At 43.9% G+C, this 17341-nt stretch carries 15 protein-coding genes, 1 riboswitch and 1 other annotated feature; of the genes, 6 read left to right on the plus strand and 9 right to left on the minus strand.

Features of this window, described 5'->3' with window-relative positions; all coding sequences use genetic code 11:
• Positions 1-24: 24 nt before the first annotated feature.
• Genes hisC through hisG form a run of 3 tightly spaced genes read right to left on the minus strand, consistent with a single transcriptional unit; the run spans position 25 to position 3278 of the window.
• Complete coding sequence (gene hisC, locus ACF8EG_RS21635; protein WP_069505015.1) at positions 25-1065, minus strand: histidinol-phosphate transaminase; 1041 nt, start codon at positions 1063-1065, stop codon at positions 25-27.
• Positions 1066-1080: 15 nt separating this feature from the next.
• Positions 1081-2376: a histidinol dehydrogenase gene (gene hisD / locus ACF8EG_RS21640; protein ID WP_005460022.1), complete on the minus strand. Its 1296-nt coding sequence runs from the start codon at positions 2374-2376 to the stop codon at positions 1081-1083.
• 5 nt (positions 2377-2381) lie between these two features.
• Positions 2382-3278, minus strand: a complete 897-nt coding sequence (gene hisG, locus ACF8EG_RS21645; RefSeq protein ID WP_005480403.1) for an ATP phosphoribosyltransferase — start codon at positions 3276-3278, stop codon at positions 2382-2384.
• 54 nt (positions 3279-3332) lie between these two features.
• Positions 3333-3470: a sequence feature (His leader region), on the minus strand.
• 364 nt (positions 3471-3834) lie between these two features.
• Here hisG and ACF8EG_RS21650 point away from each other — a divergent pair.
• Together ACF8EG_RS21650 and ACF8EG_RS21655 are read left to right on the plus strand one after the other, a co-directional pair.
• A complete protein-coding gene (locus ACF8EG_RS21650) occupies positions 3835-4788 on the plus strand; it encodes a sigma-54-dependent Fis family transcriptional regulator (protein WP_005480409.1) in 954 nt (317 codons plus the stop codon).
• Positions 4789-4964: 176 nt separating this feature from the next.
• On the plus strand, positions 4965-7337 hold the full coding sequence (locus tag ACF8EG_RS21655) for a hypothetical protein (protein ID WP_069505013.1): 2373 nt from the start codon (positions 4965-4967) through the stop codon (positions 7335-7337).
• 105 nt (positions 7338-7442) lie between these two features.
• Here ACF8EG_RS21655 and tet(35) read toward each other — a convergent pair whose 3' ends face one another.
• Positions 7443-9044, minus strand: coding sequence for a tetracycline efflux Na+/H+ antiporter family transporter Tet(35) (gene tet(35), locus ACF8EG_RS21660; protein WP_005495724.1), 1602 nt, complete (start codon positions 9042-9044; stop codon positions 7443-7445).
• A gap of 113 nt (positions 9045-9157) precedes the next feature.
• Positions 9158-9338, minus strand: a riboswitch (Lysine riboswitch).
• 596 nt (positions 9339-9934) lie between these two features.
• On the opposite strand from tet(35), the gene ACF8EG_RS21665 reads away from it, so the two are divergent.
• Positions 9935-10342, plus strand: a complete 408-nt coding sequence (locus ACF8EG_RS21665) for a DNA-binding protein H-NS (protein WP_005460020.1) — start codon at positions 9935-9937, stop codon at positions 10340-10342.
• Between the two features lie 125 nt (positions 10343-10467).
• Here the strand turns inward: ACF8EG_RS21665 and ACF8EG_RS21670 are convergent, their stop codons facing one another.
• Both ACF8EG_RS21670 and ACF8EG_RS21675 read right to left on the minus strand, forming a co-directional pair.
• Positions 10468-11772 carry an inosine/guanosine kinase gene (locus ACF8EG_RS21670; protein ID WP_005459989.1) on the minus strand — a complete coding sequence of 435 codons (1305 nt, stop codon included), beginning with the start codon at positions 11770-11772 and terminating at the stop codon, positions 10468-10470.
• 117 nt (positions 11773-11889) lie between these two features.
• Positions 11890-12159 carry a hypothetical protein gene (locus ACF8EG_RS21675; RefSeq protein ID WP_005459999.1) on the minus strand — a complete coding sequence of 90 codons (270 nt, stop codon included), beginning with the start codon at positions 12157-12159 and terminating at the stop codon, positions 11890-11892.
• 189 nt (positions 12160-12348) lie between these two features.
• Here ACF8EG_RS21675 and mnmA point away from each other — a divergent pair, with 189 nt between their 5' ends.
• From mnmA to purB, 3 genes are all read left to right on the plus strand, one after another.
• Positions 12349-13473: a tRNA 2-thiouridine(34) synthase MnmA gene (gene mnmA, locus ACF8EG_RS21680; RefSeq protein WP_005459992.1), complete on the plus strand. Its 1125-nt coding sequence runs from the start codon at positions 12349-12351 to the stop codon at positions 13471-13473.
• 10 nt (positions 13474-13483) lie between these two features.
• Positions 13484-14101 (plus strand): high frequency lysogenization protein HflD, encoded by a 618-nt coding sequence (gene hflD / locus ACF8EG_RS21685; protein WP_005495726.1) that lies wholly within the window; start codon positions 13484-13486, stop codon positions 14099-14101.
• A gap of 141 nt (positions 14102-14242) precedes the next feature.
• Positions 14243-15613, plus strand: a complete 1371-nt coding sequence (gene purB / locus ACF8EG_RS21690; protein ID WP_015296524.1) for an adenylosuccinate lyase — start codon at positions 14243-14245, stop codon at positions 15611-15613.
• Positions 15614-15739: 126 nt separating this feature from the next.
• Here the strand turns inward: purB and ACF8EG_RS21695 are convergent, their stop codons facing one another.
• From ACF8EG_RS21695 to ACF8EG_RS21705, 3 genes are read right to left on the minus strand one after another with little or no spacing between them, the layout of a single operon-like run.
• On the minus strand, positions 15740-16279 hold the full coding sequence (locus tag ACF8EG_RS21695) for a DUF3833 domain-containing protein (protein ID WP_020840381.1): 540 nt from the start codon (positions 16277-16279) through the stop codon (positions 15740-15742).
• Positions 16276-16869 carry a chalcone isomerase family protein gene (locus ACF8EG_RS21700; protein WP_069505011.1) on the minus strand — a complete coding sequence of 198 codons (594 nt, stop codon included), beginning with the start codon at positions 16867-16869 and terminating at the stop codon, positions 16276-16278. The genes ACF8EG_RS21695 and ACF8EG_RS21700 overlap by 4 nt, the downstream gene beginning before the upstream one ends.
• Positions 16829-17341, minus strand: coding sequence for a DUF2878 domain-containing protein (locus ACF8EG_RS21705; protein ID WP_069498317.1), 513 nt, complete (start codon positions 17339-17341; stop codon positions 16829-16831). Before ACF8EG_RS21705 ends, ACF8EG_RS21700 begins: the two co-directional genes overlap by 41 nt.

A 17341-nucleotide genomic window follows, 5' to 3' on the forward strand; every position in this document is an offset into this window, starting at 1 on the left:
AACCGAGAACGTTGAGAATTCTATTTATGAATAGTAGTTTCTAATGAAACCCAGTGTCTTTTCACACTCGTCGCGGTTACCAACACTTATACGCACGCAGTTTTCAATTGGTGAGTTACGTAGAATGATTCCGGTATCCCACGCCGCTTTAAACAGCGCACCACCATCTGGGAATTTAACCAATAGATAATTGCCCCACCCTTCGAAAACTTGCAATCCTGGAATCATCGACAAACCAACCTGCAGATAAGCGCGGTTTGCATTAAGGTCGAGGACTTGGAATTTCGCTCGAGCCAAACCTGCTTCTGACAAGGTTTGAACCGCAATTTCAGCAACAGGCACTGGTACTGGGTACGGCGCGATGACTTTAAGTAGGACGTTGATTAGCTCCTCGTTTGCAAGCGTGAAACCACAACGTAAGCCTGCAAGCGCGAACGCTTTTGATAACGTACGTAGAATCGCGAGATTTGGATATTGCGCAAGCAAATCCACCGTTGACGCCTCAGGGCAAAAATCGATATACGCTTCGTCCATGACCACGATTGCTCGGTCTTTTGTCATCTCAAGCAGAGAGACAATATCTTCACGCTCAACGAGGTTACCGGTTGGGTTGTTTGGTGAACAAACAAAAACCAGCTTGACGTTATCGAGATTGGATTCGATGCCAGCAAGGTCAAGCTGCCAATCCGATGTTAGCGGTACAGTCTTACGTTCAACACCAAAGGTTTCAGCACTGATTGCATACATACCGTAAGTCGGTGGGCAGTACAAAATCGCGTCTTGTCCTGGCTCACAGAAAGCGCGAACTAACAGCTCGATACCTTCGTCAGCGCCACGAGAAGTAAGCGTCTGTTCTGGCTTTACACCCGCGTAGGCAGCGTAAGCTGAAATAAGCGCTTTTGGCTGGCATTCGCTGTAGCGGTTTAGGCGAGCAAAATCCGTTTTGTACTCATTATTAAATGGAGATTCATTGGCGTTGAGCCAAACGTCACCCGTGCCGCCAATTCGGCGAGCAGATAAATACGGGGTTAATTCTTGGACTTGTTTGCGTGCTAGCTTTTCCATCTCTTTACTCTCTTATTATCTATTTTTGGTCAGCTTTTCTACTCGGATGGTGACTGCACGTTTGTGAGCGTCGAGACCTTCCGCCTCCGCCATAGTAACCACAGTCGGAGCGAGATTCTGTAAACCTTCAGCCGATAACTCTTGCACGGTCATTCGTTTAGAAAAGTCGGCAAGGCCCAGGCTTGAGTAAGTACGAGTATACCCGTAAGTTGGAAGCACGTGGTTAGTTCCCGACGCATAATCACCTGCAGATTCAGGAGACCAATCGCCAAGAAAGATAGAGCCCGCATTATCTAGTAGTGGAAGTAGCTCACGAGGGTTCTTCGTTTGCACAATTAAGTGTTCAGGGCCGTAGTAGTTGGAGATAGAAACCGCTTGTGTGATTGACTCAGAAATAATAATCAGACTCGAAGCCAACGCCTTCTGCGCGATGTCTGCTCGAGACAAGGCTTTTAGTTGACGCTGAACGGCATCCGTTACTTGATCCGCGACAATAGGTGATGGTGTCACAAGAACCACCTGTGAATCAGGGCCGTGCTCAGCTTGGCTTAACAAGTCTGCTGCGATGAAGTCTGGATCTGCGGTTTCGTCTGCAATCACAAGAACTTCAGAAGGGCCAGCTGGCATGTCAATCGCAGCACCACGGAAGTCATTGCTTACTTGACGTTTTGCTTCCGTCACATAGGCGTTACCCGGGCCAAAAATTTTATCCACTTTGGAGACGCTTTTCGTACCGTAAGCCATTGCAGCGACCGCCTGTCCACCACCGACATTGTAAACTTCATCAATACCGCACAACTTGGCAACGTACAAAATTTCATCTGCAATCGGTGGAGGAGAACAAAGCACCACTTTACGACAACCAGCGATTTTTGCAGGCACGCCCAACATCAATACTGTCGATGGCAATGGCGCGCTACCACCAGGAATATACAACCCTACTTTTTGAATGGGACGTGTCACTTGCTCACACATCACACCAGGTTGTGTCTCCACTTTAATTGGTTGTGGTTTTTGTGCTTTATGAAATTTAGCAATGTTGCTGTAAGCCTGCTCCAGTGCTTGTTTCATTTCCGCAGAAAGGCGCTCTGAAGCCGCATTAATTTCTTTGGATGGAACTCGGATTGATTCCGGTTTTACACGGTCAAACTTTTCTGTAAGTTCTAATAGCGCTGCGTCACCTTGAGTACGCACCTTTGCGATCACATCCGCAACTGCAGCGGTAATATTCGCGCCTTCCGCAATGGCAGGACGCTCTAAAATTGCATCTTGTTGCTCTTCACTCAGTGATTGCCATACAACAGTTCTCATTGCCGTTACTCCATCATTTTTTCAATTGGTAGCACTAGAATTGAGCTCGCACCCAGTTCTTTTAGCTGTTCCATGGTTTCCCAGAACAAGTTCTCTGTACTCACCAAATGAACGGCAACTTTCTGTTTGTCTGCTGATAATGGTAAAACGGTTGGATCTTCTGCGCCCGGCAGTAATGCTTTAATTTGCTCCAACTTTCCAGCTGGTGCGTGCAGCATGATGTATTTTGATTCTTTTGCCTGTTGAACGCCTTGCATACGAGTTAGCAATTTATTGATCAACTCTGCTTTGTCTGCGTCGAACTCACCAATGCGTTGGATAAGCGTCGCTTTGGATCTGAAGATGACTTCGGCTTCTTTCAGGCCGTTTGCTTCTAATGTTGCACCTGTAGAAACCAAATCTGCAATCGCATCCGCTAAGCCCGCTCGTGGTGCAACTTCCACAGAACCAGTGAGCATACAAGTTGAGAATGGCACGCCGGCTTCATCCATGTACGCTTTAAGAAGTTGAGGGTAAGTCGTTGCGATGCGTTTGCCTGCGAGATCTTGTGGGCCGTTGTATTCTTCATCTTTATCGATGGCGATGGACAAACGGCAGCCACCAAAATCCAGTCGACGAAGTTGAACAAACTCACATGGCTCACCCAAAGCTTTGCGATCAAGACGAACTTCTTCTAGTTCGTTTTCTCCGATGAAACCAAGGTCAACCACGCCATCCATGATCAAGCCAGGGATGTCGTCGTCACGAACCAAAAGCAAGTCAATTGGCATGTTCTCTGAGTGAACAACAAGACGCTCACCCATTACGTTAAATTTCACGCCGCATTGCTTTAGTAGAGCTTGGCTCTCTTTGCTAAGACGACCTTTTTTCTGAATTGCGATTCTTAAGCGTTGTGTTTGCATTGCTTTATCCCTGTGCAAGATTTTGATATCTAAGTAATTTTTAAACCAGTAAAACTAAAAAACCCTCGAGAGATTGGCGTCTCCCGAGGGTTTAAAATCTGTTCTTACTTTGATTTTCACCTCCGGGAGTTTCCTGCCTCCCGGGTATGCGTACATCTCCCGAAAGACTAGGCTGGGTGATGATGGTGATGAATGTTCATTACAAAATTACGCATACTTATTTAAGACTTTAGTTAGTTGCTTCGTTAGTTACCACACTAACCAAGGATTCTTAATTTTTCAATACCGAAATTGAACTTTTCTTAACTATTTTTTTAAACCTATGTTTTTTAAGTGTTTATTTTTAGTTTCATTGCGATAGAGTGCAAGAAATGAAGTTGCTATACAACGATTTTCCTAGCAAAAAAAGTCCCTAGTATAAATTTTCCCCGAAACAAACATTTAGACTTTACCACCCACAGTAATTAACAAGCTTCTCAATAAAGAGACATTCACTCACGATTGAGACGGCTAATTCAAAACTATTATTTCAGTGGGGCAAAAATAGTGATTAATGATGAAACTGCGAAAAGGTAGTACCAAACAAACGGTGCAATTCAGCGAGGCGGAGCTATATCCTCTTATTGGGAATAGCGCTTGTATCCACGAGCTTCGAAATGCCATTAAAAAGTACGCGCAATGTGACGCTGAAGTACTCATACAAGGTGAAACTGGTGTGGGTAAAGGGTTGTGTGCTCGACTCATCCATCAGTTATCTAGTCGACGCTCATCACCCTTTGTAGAGGTTAACTGCGGTGCGATTCCAAGTGGCTTGATTGCTTCCGAACTTTTTGGCCACGAAAAAGGTGCATTTACAGGTGCCATTTCTGACCGGATTGGTTTTATTCAAAAAGCACACAAAGGCACTTTATTTCTCGATGAGATTGGAGATATGCCTTCGGATCTTCAAATACACCTCCTTCACTTTTTAGAAAGCAAACAAATACACAAAGTAGGTGCGGATAAATTTATCGATGTTGATTGTCGTGTGATTGCCGCCAGCCACGTGGATTTAAAAAGCGAAGTCGTACAAGGAGAATTTAGGGAGGATCTATTTTATCGACTCAATATATTACCGCTGACTATTCCTCCACTTCGAAAAAGAGGCAAAGACATTTTGATGCTGTCTGAGCACTTTTTAACAGATTTATCTCATGGTCAAGTACACAACATGTCCGAAGAAGTGAAAGCAAAACTGCTTAAACATCGTTGGCCTGGAAATGTACGTGAGCTGCGTAATGTGATTCAGCGAGCAATTGTCATGTGTGAAGACAATACCCTACTCGTTGCTGATTTAGGGCTTGAGAACAGTGAAAGGCAATTACTCCCTTCTGTTGATCAAATTGACCTCGACTATTTGTTACAGGCCATCGAAGAAAATAAACACAATATGAGCGCAGCCGCACGCCATCTAGGTATTTCTAGAACAACACTTTATCGGCTGATTAAGAAGTACAATATCAACATCTGACAATGTGTACATGTGTAACGCAACACAGTGTAACAACGAAATCACGACATATCATTTACTTAGCTTTTTCATATAAAACACGTCATGTAAGGCTCTTTTAAATCAATAAGTTAAAATAGGCATACTCTTTGCCTTTGTATCCTGTGTCGTCACTCATGATGACACAGGAGCAAAAAATGAATATCAACAGGTTTTTATCCAAATTAAGGACAACAACTCTTGCGATATCTTCGTTAGCTATCATGTTTGCTGTACCAGCTTTCGCTAGATTAGATGGCGCAATATTCACGACGACACCTGCTGGTGATATCGTCAATGAAAATGTCCGCTACGAGTCTAAACAAGAAGTATTTTTAGATGGAGGCCCTGGGCCTAACGCACCAAGGACAGCCGCAGCACTGCCTGCTGGTTTGTATTATTTTCAAGTTACCGATCCATCAGGTAAATGTTTGTTATCAAGTACTTTAGATAGCGCAGACACCAACGGTGGTACCTGCTATCAAGATGTAAAAATCAAAGGCAAGAACGCTAGAAACGCCGAAGAGTTTTACGCAGAACCATTAGCCTGTCGTCTTTTCTATTTCGACGGTGAAGGTGGTGTGACATATATGAATGACGTCGTCACGCTCACTCAAGAAGTTAAAGTTCGCGGCAAAATGGTCACCCAATCGATAGACATAGAATGTCGACATCAATTGGGAAGTGAGTATTTAGATGTCGACCCTACTTCTCTGCCTGATGGAGAAACCATACAGCTATTTCCATTTGCCAACACACCTAACTCCGGTGGGGTTTACAAAGCTTGGGTATCCACAGCAGCGAGCGTAGAAGCCGCTTGTGAAGGTACTGACCTGTATGGCGAAGAAACTGGTGAAAACTGTGCCGGGTTCTTTGGATTTATCCCTCGATTCTCGAAAACAGATAACTTCAAAGCGAAGACTGCAGAGCCAGAACCGCCAAACTTTGATATTGCTTTTCGTGCGTTCCACGACAGAAACCTGAACTGCCAATATGATCCTATCATCGATGAAGTTATTCCTAATTGGGAGTTCGGTATTCGTGACTTAGCGATGGAAATGGGTGGTATGCGTAATACTAAACTTTCCAATGATTCTCCTGACGAGCCAATCACGTTTAGTGTTTTTGGGGTTGAAGACCATCAATGGAGCTTAGACCAATTCATGTGGTGGGCGAAAAAAGTTGGTTTTACCGCAATGAACACCCCATTCACTCACTTCACAACCTTCGCGGATTTAAGAGACTTTGCACCGACGTTCGAAGATGGCGATCTGCATATAGGCTTTGCAAACGCTCTAGCATGTCAAACCGACTTCGACGAAACCATCAAACGTTCTGCTGGTGAGGACACAGATGAAGCCAGCGGTAATGAGGAGAATGACGTTGGTTTCATGCCTAGTGCTTGGGCTCAACCAACCTTTAGTGATGATCCCGTGTTAACCATCCGTTTTGGTTCTATCGGCATTGCCAATCTTAAAGTGTGTAAGTCGTTCGATATGAACGGTAACGGTATTCATGATGAAGGCGAAGGCTTGATTCCGAATTGGCCGGTCAACCTTTACATACCTGACAGTGTACCCGTTCCTAAACCATTCAACCCTGAGTATCCAGAAGATGGTGAATTCTTAGTGATAGAACAACTTCTTCTTGATGCCGGTGTTCTTCCAGAAGGCGAGAATTTAGCGGAAGTCGATGCCAATGGTTACGTACAGCGGATGACAGGAGAGGATGGCTGTGCCACATTCTTCGTTCTCGTTCCAAATGTTCGCGGTGAAGATCCCGCGCCTTATGAAGTGAGCGAAAGCCTTTCTGCTGCATGGAACAATACCAGTGATCACACCATTTCGTTCGACGTAAAATCTGTCATGAAAATGGAAAATGGCGTCCCTCTCATTATCGGTGAAGTTTACAACCGCAGTGACGCACTTAATGGTAATGAAGTGCACTTCAATAACATTTGTGAAATTACCGCAGACTTTGACACCAAAGGTTACTGGCACAACAAAAATGGCTTAAGTGAACTAACTGAAGCCGATAGAGTATATGTGAATGGATTAGCCCCTTACGCCTCTCCAAGTAACTACTTTGGATCTGGTGACGAGCCATTTGACGGTAAATTTACTGGTGGAGAGCCAGTTGAAGCAGCATTTAGCGGCGATTCTGCTACTTGGATGGCCGGGACTTGGCAATCCGAAGTGTCACAATTCTTGGTCGATAGCAATGGCAACGCGGACCTTAACGAGCATAAAGAGCAGCTAGCTCAGCAACTGCTTGCATTTATCTTTAACACTCGACATCGCCCAACCTCTGAGGGTTTAACCCAAACTACCGTTATTTGGTTTGGCGATCAGTGGATGTCTATTGGAGATATCATTAGTAACGCGGTCAGTGCTTGGGAAGGTTCAGTCATCACTCAAATTGATCAGATCAAGACGGTTTTGGATGGTTTGAATAACAACAATGATGTTCCAATTCTGCCATCGTCGTATGAAGACTGTCCAACACCTGACTTCACACAACCAGAATCTTAAAGGTTATCCCCAAAAACGCGATTGCCCCCCTCACCTAAATCGCGTTAAAAAAAAGCTCCGCTAGTTACTAGCGGAGCTTCCTCTTTTCAACAAATCATATTGCCATTAAGCGCTCTGACATGATGCTATTTTCGATTTCGACAACCATGATAGAACAGCACAGACGATAACAAATGTAATCGACGCTGCAATGAAAGAGAACGCGATTGACGTTGTCATACCAAGTGCAATAAAGCCGACACATGAAACCAAAGCAACTGACAGCGCATAAGGCAACTGAGTCGATACGTGGTCGATGTGATTACAACGAGCACCTGTCGAAGACAAAATAGTCGTGTCCGAAATTGGTGAACAGTGGTCACCGAATACTGCACCGGCCAAAACCGCACTTAGCATAGGAAGCATTAGTGCGATATCAGTTGCACCCGCCATATCACCAGCGATTGGTAACATGATACCGAATGTACCCCATGAAGTACCGGTTGAGAACGCCATTAGACCCGACAACAAGAACAGGATTACAGGTAACCAATGCGGATTAATGTTACCTTGAGCCATAGTCGATAGGTACGACCCCGTCTTCATGTCACCGATAACAGAACCGATTGTCCACGCAAACACAAGGATAAGAATCGCACCAAACATCGATTTAGCACCAATCCACAGTGTACGAGTAATCTCAGTCAGTGGTAGACCTTGTTTTAGAACAGTAAACAGCGCAACGGCCAAACCAAGCAAGCTACCGTAAATAAGAGACGTACCCACATCGGTATTCTCGAATGCACCTAACAATGCAAACTCTTTACCATCAGCAGCCAACGCTTGACCACCGGTGTACATCATCGAAGCAATTGTCGCGATGATAAGCGTAACAATCGGTAGGATTAAGTCAGAGACTTTACCTTTTTCGCTCTCACGAATGTCCAACTCTTCGTTGAGCTCATGCGCTTCTTGAGTGTCGTTCTCTTTGTCTTTGTCAAAACCACGACCTTGAGACGCTGCAATTTCATGCTCGCGCATCTTGCCGATATCTAGACCAAACCACGCGACTGCAAACACCATTAACAGCGCAAATACAGCGTAGAAGTTCATTGGGATAAGACGCACATACGCCCCAAGCGCTGAATACTCAGTAATACCGTGTGATACTAAAATACCGCCGATGATAGTAATGATGTAAGCACCCCAACTAGAAGCTGGCATGATGACACACATAGGTGCAGCGGTTGAATCTAGGATGTAAGCCAGTTTCGCACGAGATACATAGAAGCGATCCGTTACTGGGCGTGAAATCGCACCTACAGCAAGACTATTAAAGTAATCGTCGACAAAAATGAATACGCCTAAAAAGGCTGCAAGAAGTTTAGAGCCGCGTTTACTTTTCACACGAGACTGTGCCCATTCAGCGAATGCGCGAGTACCGCCAGAAAGTGTCAATAGAGCCGTTGTCATGCCTAATAGAATTAGGAAACCAACAATGCTCATGTTCCAAGTGTTAATTCCACCATCTTCAATGAAGACAGAAGACACTTGAGTACCTACATAGCTTGCAGTACCACCAATTGACCAGCTGTTAAGTAGAACCGCACCAAGCGCGATACCCACACCAAGAGAAACTAATACACGTCGAGTCAGAATCGCCAATGTCAGAGCAACAATAGGAGGCAATAATGAAACAGGAGAATGAGAAAAATCTATTAAATTCATGATCTTCAAAAACCAAAGTTTGGCTAGAGATCTACTGCAGACAAGTCACGCCTTCTTTATAAGAAACGTGCTCATGTTGAACTTAGCGACAGGGAAGCGAACACTCCACCCAACCCTACAGTAGCGCTCCATAGTTTAATCTAAATATACTATGGCAGTGTTGTTCCTTTCAGATACAACCCCAGCAAGGCGTTTTGATATACGACTTACTTCGGCAATCTTCGCCTTCCACTATTATTCATTGGCATCACCCCAATAATAGCTACTCTTCGAGACTGCGCCTCTACGGCAACAACAAACAATTAACCGTCAATTGTACAAATTAACAACAAATTGTCTGCAATATTGCATCAGGTAGCAGCCATTGTACTTATGATGAGAACCAATGCAACACATCAAACTAAATTAAACTAATAAATAATCGCCAACCCAATTTATAAACGTCGAACAAACAAATTGAGTATTGTGCAACTGAAATCACGTTAATTTGGTTGTTTATGAAACTTTATTACTACCATAAAAATATCATGGATTATCTAATATCGATAATTTAAAGAAATATGAATAACAAATACCGTACACATTACAGCTTTCGTTTTCTGTTGCGCAAATACAAAGCGTGCCTTTATAAAAAACACCATTCAATAACTCGCTTGATTAGAATAATCACGTAAAACTTGAATTCACTATCTATTAAGATTTATTTCGAGTTAATTAATATTAGTTTTCAGTCAAAAAATAGCTCAATTTAAACAAAATCATGATTTAGCATTTGCACATAAGGAAAAGATAAAGTTAAATATAAGGACTTATCTTTATTTGTAGATTGGTATTATTTAATCGTAACGATTAAAAATGCCAAACACGTTAACCTATTAATAGGAATCGTTATGTCAGAGCTGACTAAAACACTTCTAAATATCCGTAGCCTTCGTGCATTTTCTCGTGAGCTGACTCTAGAACAATTGGAAGAAGCTCTAGATAAACTAACTACTGTTGTTGAAGAGCGTCGTGAAGCTGAAGAAGCAGAGCGTGAAGCACTAGCACAACAAGAAGCTAAGCTAGCAGAGATTGCAGAAAAAATTGCTCAAGACGGTATCGACGTTGAAGCACTAATTAGCGCACTATCTGGCGAAACTAAGACTAAAGCAAAATCTAAGCGTGCTCCTCGCCCAGCGAAGTACAAGTACATCGACACAAATGGCCAAGAAAAAACTTGGACAGGCCAAGGCCGTACACCTTCTGCAATTCAAGAGCAACTTGACGCAGGTAAATCACTAGACGATTTCCTAATCTAATCGTTCTTGTTTAAAAAGGCTCCCGTTGGGAGCCTTTTTTATTTGTCTTGCGCAAATAAAAAATGGCGTATTTTTTCAAACACGCCATTTTAACATTAGTTATAAAGTGGTTAATTCGAGATGAATTAACGTTCCCAGTACGCTTCTTCCAAACTGTCTTCTCGCTCTGGTAAGCCACGAGACAGACGAGGAGAATGTTGCACGAGAACTTCGTAGCTCGCACGGTTCGCATATTTACAAACTTGAGAAAAAGATGAGTAAGTTAAATACTCATTGCTGTGCTTGCTAGAGTTAGGCACATTTTCTTTATGGTATTTATTTGCCGCCATGTCATGAAGAACAGCAGACAACGCAGCATCACCCGCCCCGTTTGTGTTCTTAATTTTCTCTGGACCGCCCATGTAAGGAGAAATATGCGAATAAACTCGAATTGGATTCTGACAGGCATCCTTTTTGGCCGGACGGCTGAACTCGTAACGATTAAATTCAGCAATCGAGCCAGGAAGTAATGGCAACGTGGTTTCACGCTTCGCACTGTCTTCAGTGTAACCCGCCATAAACAGACCAACAGGACCTGCGGTACATAACACCATATCAGCCCACTCTAGCGTCTTATCAGAAGCGGCTAGCGGATCAGTTTCGCCTGTTAGCGCTTCTGCTTCGTCTTCGTTCATTGCGACAACAGAAACGTGTTCACGAATAAAGTCTTGCCAGTATTTAGGATCGTCTTGAATAACAAACTTCGTACCTAGCGTTAGTACAACAGGAACGTCGTTCTTCTTCGCAAACTCAATGGCTTTCATTGTTGCTTCAGGCATTGGATCGCCTTCTTTACAACGAACTAAGTAAGATGTCAGTACTAGTGCAGAAGCATTTTTGAAAATTTTCTCAGGAATGCTGTCTGGATGAAGCTGGTTCATTTGACCTTCGCTGATCGCAAAAGTACGTTCACCGTCTTCAGTAATCAAAGCAAAACAACGACCGATAGCACCATCAACACCTTGCAGGTAATTCAGATCCATGCGGCTCGATGTATTACAAAGGTAACGATAGCCGTAGCTGCCGATTTTGATATCCTGGCTCATCACACCAAGCAGCGTAGAACGATCGTCTGCAAGAACCGAGTAGTTATGAAGTGTATTGCCAATCGTACCACCAGCGTATTCGTTAGTGATCAGATTCTCTTCTTTTAGTTGCTGGTATAGCTCTTCTGCTTTTACATCATCAATAACCAGCGAGTGACCTTTACTCAAACCGTACTTTTCAATCACATCTGACGTTACTTTTGCCTCGATATCCACCAAAGTTTGGTCAATACCGATGATGTGAGTGCGCGTCATCTTCTTGCTTTCTTGTGCTTGGCTCACCAAAGGATCACGAGCATGAACAGGAAAATAGTGCTTCGATTTGCGTTGTCCAGGAAATTTCATATTGTTAGTCTGAGTAAGGGGGTGAAAAGGAGAACGGATTCTATACCGCTAATAATAAAGCGGCAATAAAAGCAATTATAGCAAACGTTTGCTGGTTGCTTTTTTCTTCCGAGTTACTTATTCGCCTTCCATGAAGCTTAGATCAGGCAGTTGATTTAGGTGTTCAGTGTAACGCTTTAAATTGAACTCCCCTTCGTTTTTCATTACATCAAAGATTTCAATCGACATAGCACATGCCATCATAGCTACCGCTTCTTCTCTTGGTGTACCCGTCATCATCAAACGCATCAATGTTTCTTTAACTTTGATAGGGTTCCCATCTTCAAGCTGATTCTCAACAATTTCAATCAACTCAGCTTCTTGCATAAATTGGTTTTCGTCACTCATTTATATTGTCCTCTTGGATTTTTGCCAACTATGCCATATATATCCTTTCTATACTTATGAAATTACTATTTAGTGATGCTGTTGCGGAAAAAGGCAGCAAAAACGAATTGTGATTTCGATCTCGGATCTGTCACCGGTCTGTGGATTCTGTTAGAATCTGCGTCCCGTTTATTTTAGTGGTGTTTAGTAATGTCTGATAACAGCCAAAAGAAAGTCATCGTCGGTATGTCCGGCGGCGTTGATTCATCTGTTTCTGCGTATCTTCTAAAGCAACAAGGCTACCAAGTAGAAGGCCTGTTCATGAAGAACTGGGAAGAAGATGACAACGAAGAATATTGCACAGCAGCAGAAGATTTAGCCGATGCTCAAGCAGTATGTGACAAGCTAGGCATCCACCTACACACCATCAACTTTGCAGCAGAATACTGGGATAACGTATTCGAATACTTCCTTGCAGAATACAAAGCAGGTCGTACTCCAAACCCAGACATCCTTTGTAACAAAGAAATCAAGTTCAAAGCATTCCTTGAATTCGCTGATGAAGTGCTTGAGGCAGACTACATTGCCATGGGTCATTATGTGCGTCGTTCTTTCCCTGAAAACGGCGAAAAGCCACAAATGCTGCGTGGCCTAGATAGCAACAAAGACCAAAGCTACTTCTTGTACACACTAAGCCACGAACAAGTTGCTCGTAGCCTATTCCCTGTGGGTGATTTGGAAAAACCAGAAGTTCGCCGTATCGCGGAAGAACAAGGTCTAATCACAGCGAAGAAGAAAGATTCAACAGGCATCTGTTTCATCGGTGAGCGTAAGTTTACTGAGTTCCTAGGCCGTTACCTTCCTGCTCAACCAGGCAACATCGAAACGCCAGAAGGCGAAGTTATCGGTCAGCACCAAGGCTTGATGTACCACACACTAGGCCAACGTAAAGGCCTTCATATCGGTGGTCGTAAAGGCGGCGGCGGTAACGAAGACCCATGGTTCGTAGGTGAGAAAGATCTCGACCGCAACGTGCTTATCGCCGTTCAAGGTAAAGACCACCCGATGCTAAAATCAGAAGGTCTACTTGCATCACAACTTCACTGGGTAGATCGTGAACCAATTCGCGATGTTATGAAGTGCACAGTAAAAACTCGTTACCGTCAGCAAGATATTCCTTGTACAATCATTCCTATCGACGACGAGAACATTAAAGTGATCTTTGATGAGCCACAAATTGCCGTGACTCCAGGTCAATCAGCCGTGTTCTACAAAGATGACGTTTGCTTAGGTGGTGGTATCATCGAGCAACGCATTAAATATTCTCAAGCTTAGGAGTTGTTACGTGGCGAATACACTTTATGACCGTACTATCGCTTTCGCTGGTATTTGCCAAGCTGTTGCTTTGGTTCAACAAGTTGCGAGAAACGGACATTGTGATCAAGATGCTTTTGAAACATCCATGAACGCCATTTTGAACACAAACCCAGCCAATACTATTGGCGTATTCGGTCGCGAAGCCGACCTAAAACTTGGCCTTGAGTGTTTGGTGAAAGGGATTGATAGCACCCCATCTGGCAGTGAAATCACCCGATACATCATTAGCCTAATGGCATTAGAGCGTAAACTAACCGCACGCACTGATGCCATGTCTCAGCTTGGTGATCGCATCCAAATGGCGAAACGCCAAACAGAACACTTTGAATTGCTAGAAGATCAAATGATCAGCAACCTAGCAAGCATTTATCTTGATGTAGTGAGCCCAATCGGCCCTCGTATTCAAGTAGCTGGCACACCATCGGTATTGCAGCAAACCGCCAACCAACACAAAGTTCGTGCTTTGTTGTTATCAGGCATCCGTAGCGCAGTACTTTGGCGTCAAGTGGGAGGCAAACGTCGCCACTTAATCTTCGGACGCAAGAAGATGGTTGAACAGGCCCAAATCCTGTTAGCCAGAATGTAATTCCATAGCTCGCGTTCATCGCGAGCTAATTTTTTTGACTAAAACGAATCTCGCGCAAACGTTTGCGCAATATTCGTGACAATTGCCACAGTTATTGGTATAAAGCTCACGAAATTTAGAAACCCAATTCAGGAGAACATCATGGAACTGTCAGCATTGACTGCTGTTTCACCAGTAGACGGCCGCTACGGAAGCAAGACAATTGCGTTACGCGAAATCTTCAGTGAATACGGTCTTTTAAAATACCGTACTATCGTTGAAATCCGCTGGCTACAAAAGCTTGCTGCTACTGCTGAAATTGCAGAAGTGCCAGCGTTTAGCGCAGAAGCAAACCAATTCCTAGACGACCTTGCTGCAAACTTCTCTGAAGCAGACGCACTACGTATCAAAGAGATCGAGCGCACAACTAACCACGACGTAAAAGCGGTTGAGTACTTCCTAAAAGAGAAAGTCGCAGACGTTCCTGAACTGCACGCAGTAAACGAGTTCTTCCACTTTGCATGTACTTCTGAAGACATCAACAACACATCACACGCTCTAATGCTAAAAGAAGCGCGTGAAACCGTTATTCTTCCAGAAATCCGCAACCTTATTGACGCTATCAAAGCTCTTGCTGTTGAGTACCGCGACATCCCTCTTCTATCTCGTACACACGGTCAGCCAGCTTCTCCATCAACAATGGGTAAAGAAATGGCAAACGTGGCGTACCGTATGGAGCGTCAATACAAGCAAATCGAAAGCGTTGAAATCCTAGCGAAAATCAACGGCGCGGTAGGTAACTACAACGCGCACCTATCTGCTTACCCGGAACTAGATTGGCACAAGTTCTCTGAAGAATTCATCACTGAATCTCTAGGCGTAACTTGGAACCCTTACACAACACAAATCGAACCACACGATTACATCGCTGAGCTGTTCGATGCTGTGGCACGTTTCAACACTATTCTGATCGATTTCGACCGTGACGTTTGGGGTTACATTGCACTAGGCCACTTCAAGCAAAAAACCATTGCTGGCGAGATCGGTTCTTCGACAATGCCACACAAAGTTAACCCAATCGACTTTGAAAACTCTGAAGGTAACCTAGGTCTTGCGAACGCCGTGTTCGGTCACCTAGCACAGAAACTGCCTATCTCTCGCTGGCAACGTGACCTAACTGACTCAACGGTTCTACGTAACCTAGGTGTTGGTGTTGGCTACGCAATCATCGCCTACACTTCTACGCTAAAAGGTATCAGCAAGCTAGAAGTAAACCGTGAAGCACTTCTTGCTGAACTAGACAAGAACTGGGAAGTACTAGCTGAGCCAGTACAAACAGTTATGCGTCGTTACGGCATCGAGAAGCCATACGAGAAACTAAAAGAGCTAACTCGTGGTAAGCGTGTAGACGGCGAAGCAATGCGCAACTTCATCGACGGTCTTGAGCTTCCTGAACACGAAAAAGCACGTCTAAAAGAGATGACGCCAGCGAACTATATCGGTCAAGCAATCGAGCTAACTGACAAGCTGTAATCTCTCAATAATGAGCGAAAAACTAAAAAGGTTGACGTGAAAGCGTCAACCTTTTTGTTTGGAAGCTTACCAACCGAGGCATTCAAATAGAGTATTTTCGCCCAATACGTGTTGAGCATCGCGGATTTAGGGTTGTTTTTGAAAGAACAAGGTTATTGTCCCCACCTCCACGCCAAACTTTTTAATTTTGGTCAGGTTGAATACGTGTTTGTCATCTTGTCGGTAAAGCCAATCATCAAAGGCAACAGTCACTGTCGAGTCGTCCATTTTTAACTCAAAGTCATATTGCCATTGCAGAGCGTTACCCTGCTCTTTTCCGTTTGCGAAACCAATAATGTCATCTGCTTTGCCTGTATACCTGCCATCCTCTGCTCGAGAAATAGTCCAAACACGCTGGTCGATTTCACCATCGTCAAAAACAAAGTCCTCAACAAGAACCAATTCATCACCCGTTATCGTACCGACAATATCAACCTCAAAGCGGCGTGTTTGTTTCTCGGAATAATCTTGCACCATTCCCCATGCCTTCACATTGCCATCAAAATATTCAAATAAATTAAATGGCGGCGTAGATGCTTGGTAATTGTCTATATCCGCCGAGCAAGCACTCAACGTAACAACAACGCACGCAGCAAAGTATCGCAATAATGTTTTAAAGATGTTCACGGTCTGACTTGTCCTATAAGTTGTTTACGCAGCTTTGGAAATTCCGTTTTTGGTGACAACCAAATAGACAGGAATGCATCGTTCATACGTTCGTCCGTTATTTCGCCAACCATTTTTTGCGTTTTAGTTCCTGCTTGGCGATAGATGATCTGTCCCTTATCTCCATCTGTGACGTAGGTAAGTTCATCGCCATTTTTGATACTTGGAAAGATAACGCTCAATTGAGTAATCCATTGTTGTCGGCTCGACTTAGGGAAGCCCAATTTTTGCCACTGTTCATCCGTCACCTCAAGCAATTGCTGCTTGCTTATGTCTCGTTGATAGTTGATCTCTAAAGCAAATGGATGCGGAGAAACATCCGTAGAAACTAGGTATTGCCCATTGGGTGCTTTTAGGCGAGATCGATAAATATCAAACACAAACCAAGTGAGCTGCGCTTCGCCAACTGTTTCCCATTCCTGCCAGTTTTCTACATTCAGTCTGTCAGTACTTCCTATATCTTGTGCCTGCGACGGTATTGCGCCCATTGCAAACACAAACAAGATACCGCTACCCATACCCCTTACGAGTTTTCTCTTTAAGCTTGCCATTGTCATACACCTTGAGAATCACCAGCATTAACACCAACCATTCCACAAACAAGGCCAGTAACGTAATACTTGTATCGAATCCAAACTCTACCGCTTGAAGCTTGTAGCCAGCGAAGTAGCTGAGCATTCCTCCAAGCCCACCTAATATTGATACGTAGATTTTGGCGAAGCGGTGCAAAAGCACTTTCAGTTGGTAGGCATACCATGCAAACAATACCCATAGACCAATCAACCACACAGGGAGCCAAGGGGTAGGGAAAACCAAAAGCGAGAAGTGTTGATTTAGCGTATCGAGAACTAGCCCGAAAAAAGTGACAAAGGATATCGCTTTCACCGAATGAAACGCCGTCAGAATGGAATACACCAAGGTCGCCAACGCCAGTATCATCATCAACCATTGCCACTCAAAAGTACCAAGCACAGCAATAAACCAGCACAGTTGAAACCAAGTGGACGCAATCAACACTCTCAT

Origin of the sequence: Vibrio sp. YQ_11 (genome assembly GCF_043103065.1) — a bacterium.
GTDB classification, from domain to species: Bacteria; Pseudomonadota; Gammaproteobacteria; order Enterobacterales; family Vibrionaceae; genus Vibrio; species Vibrio parahaemolyticus.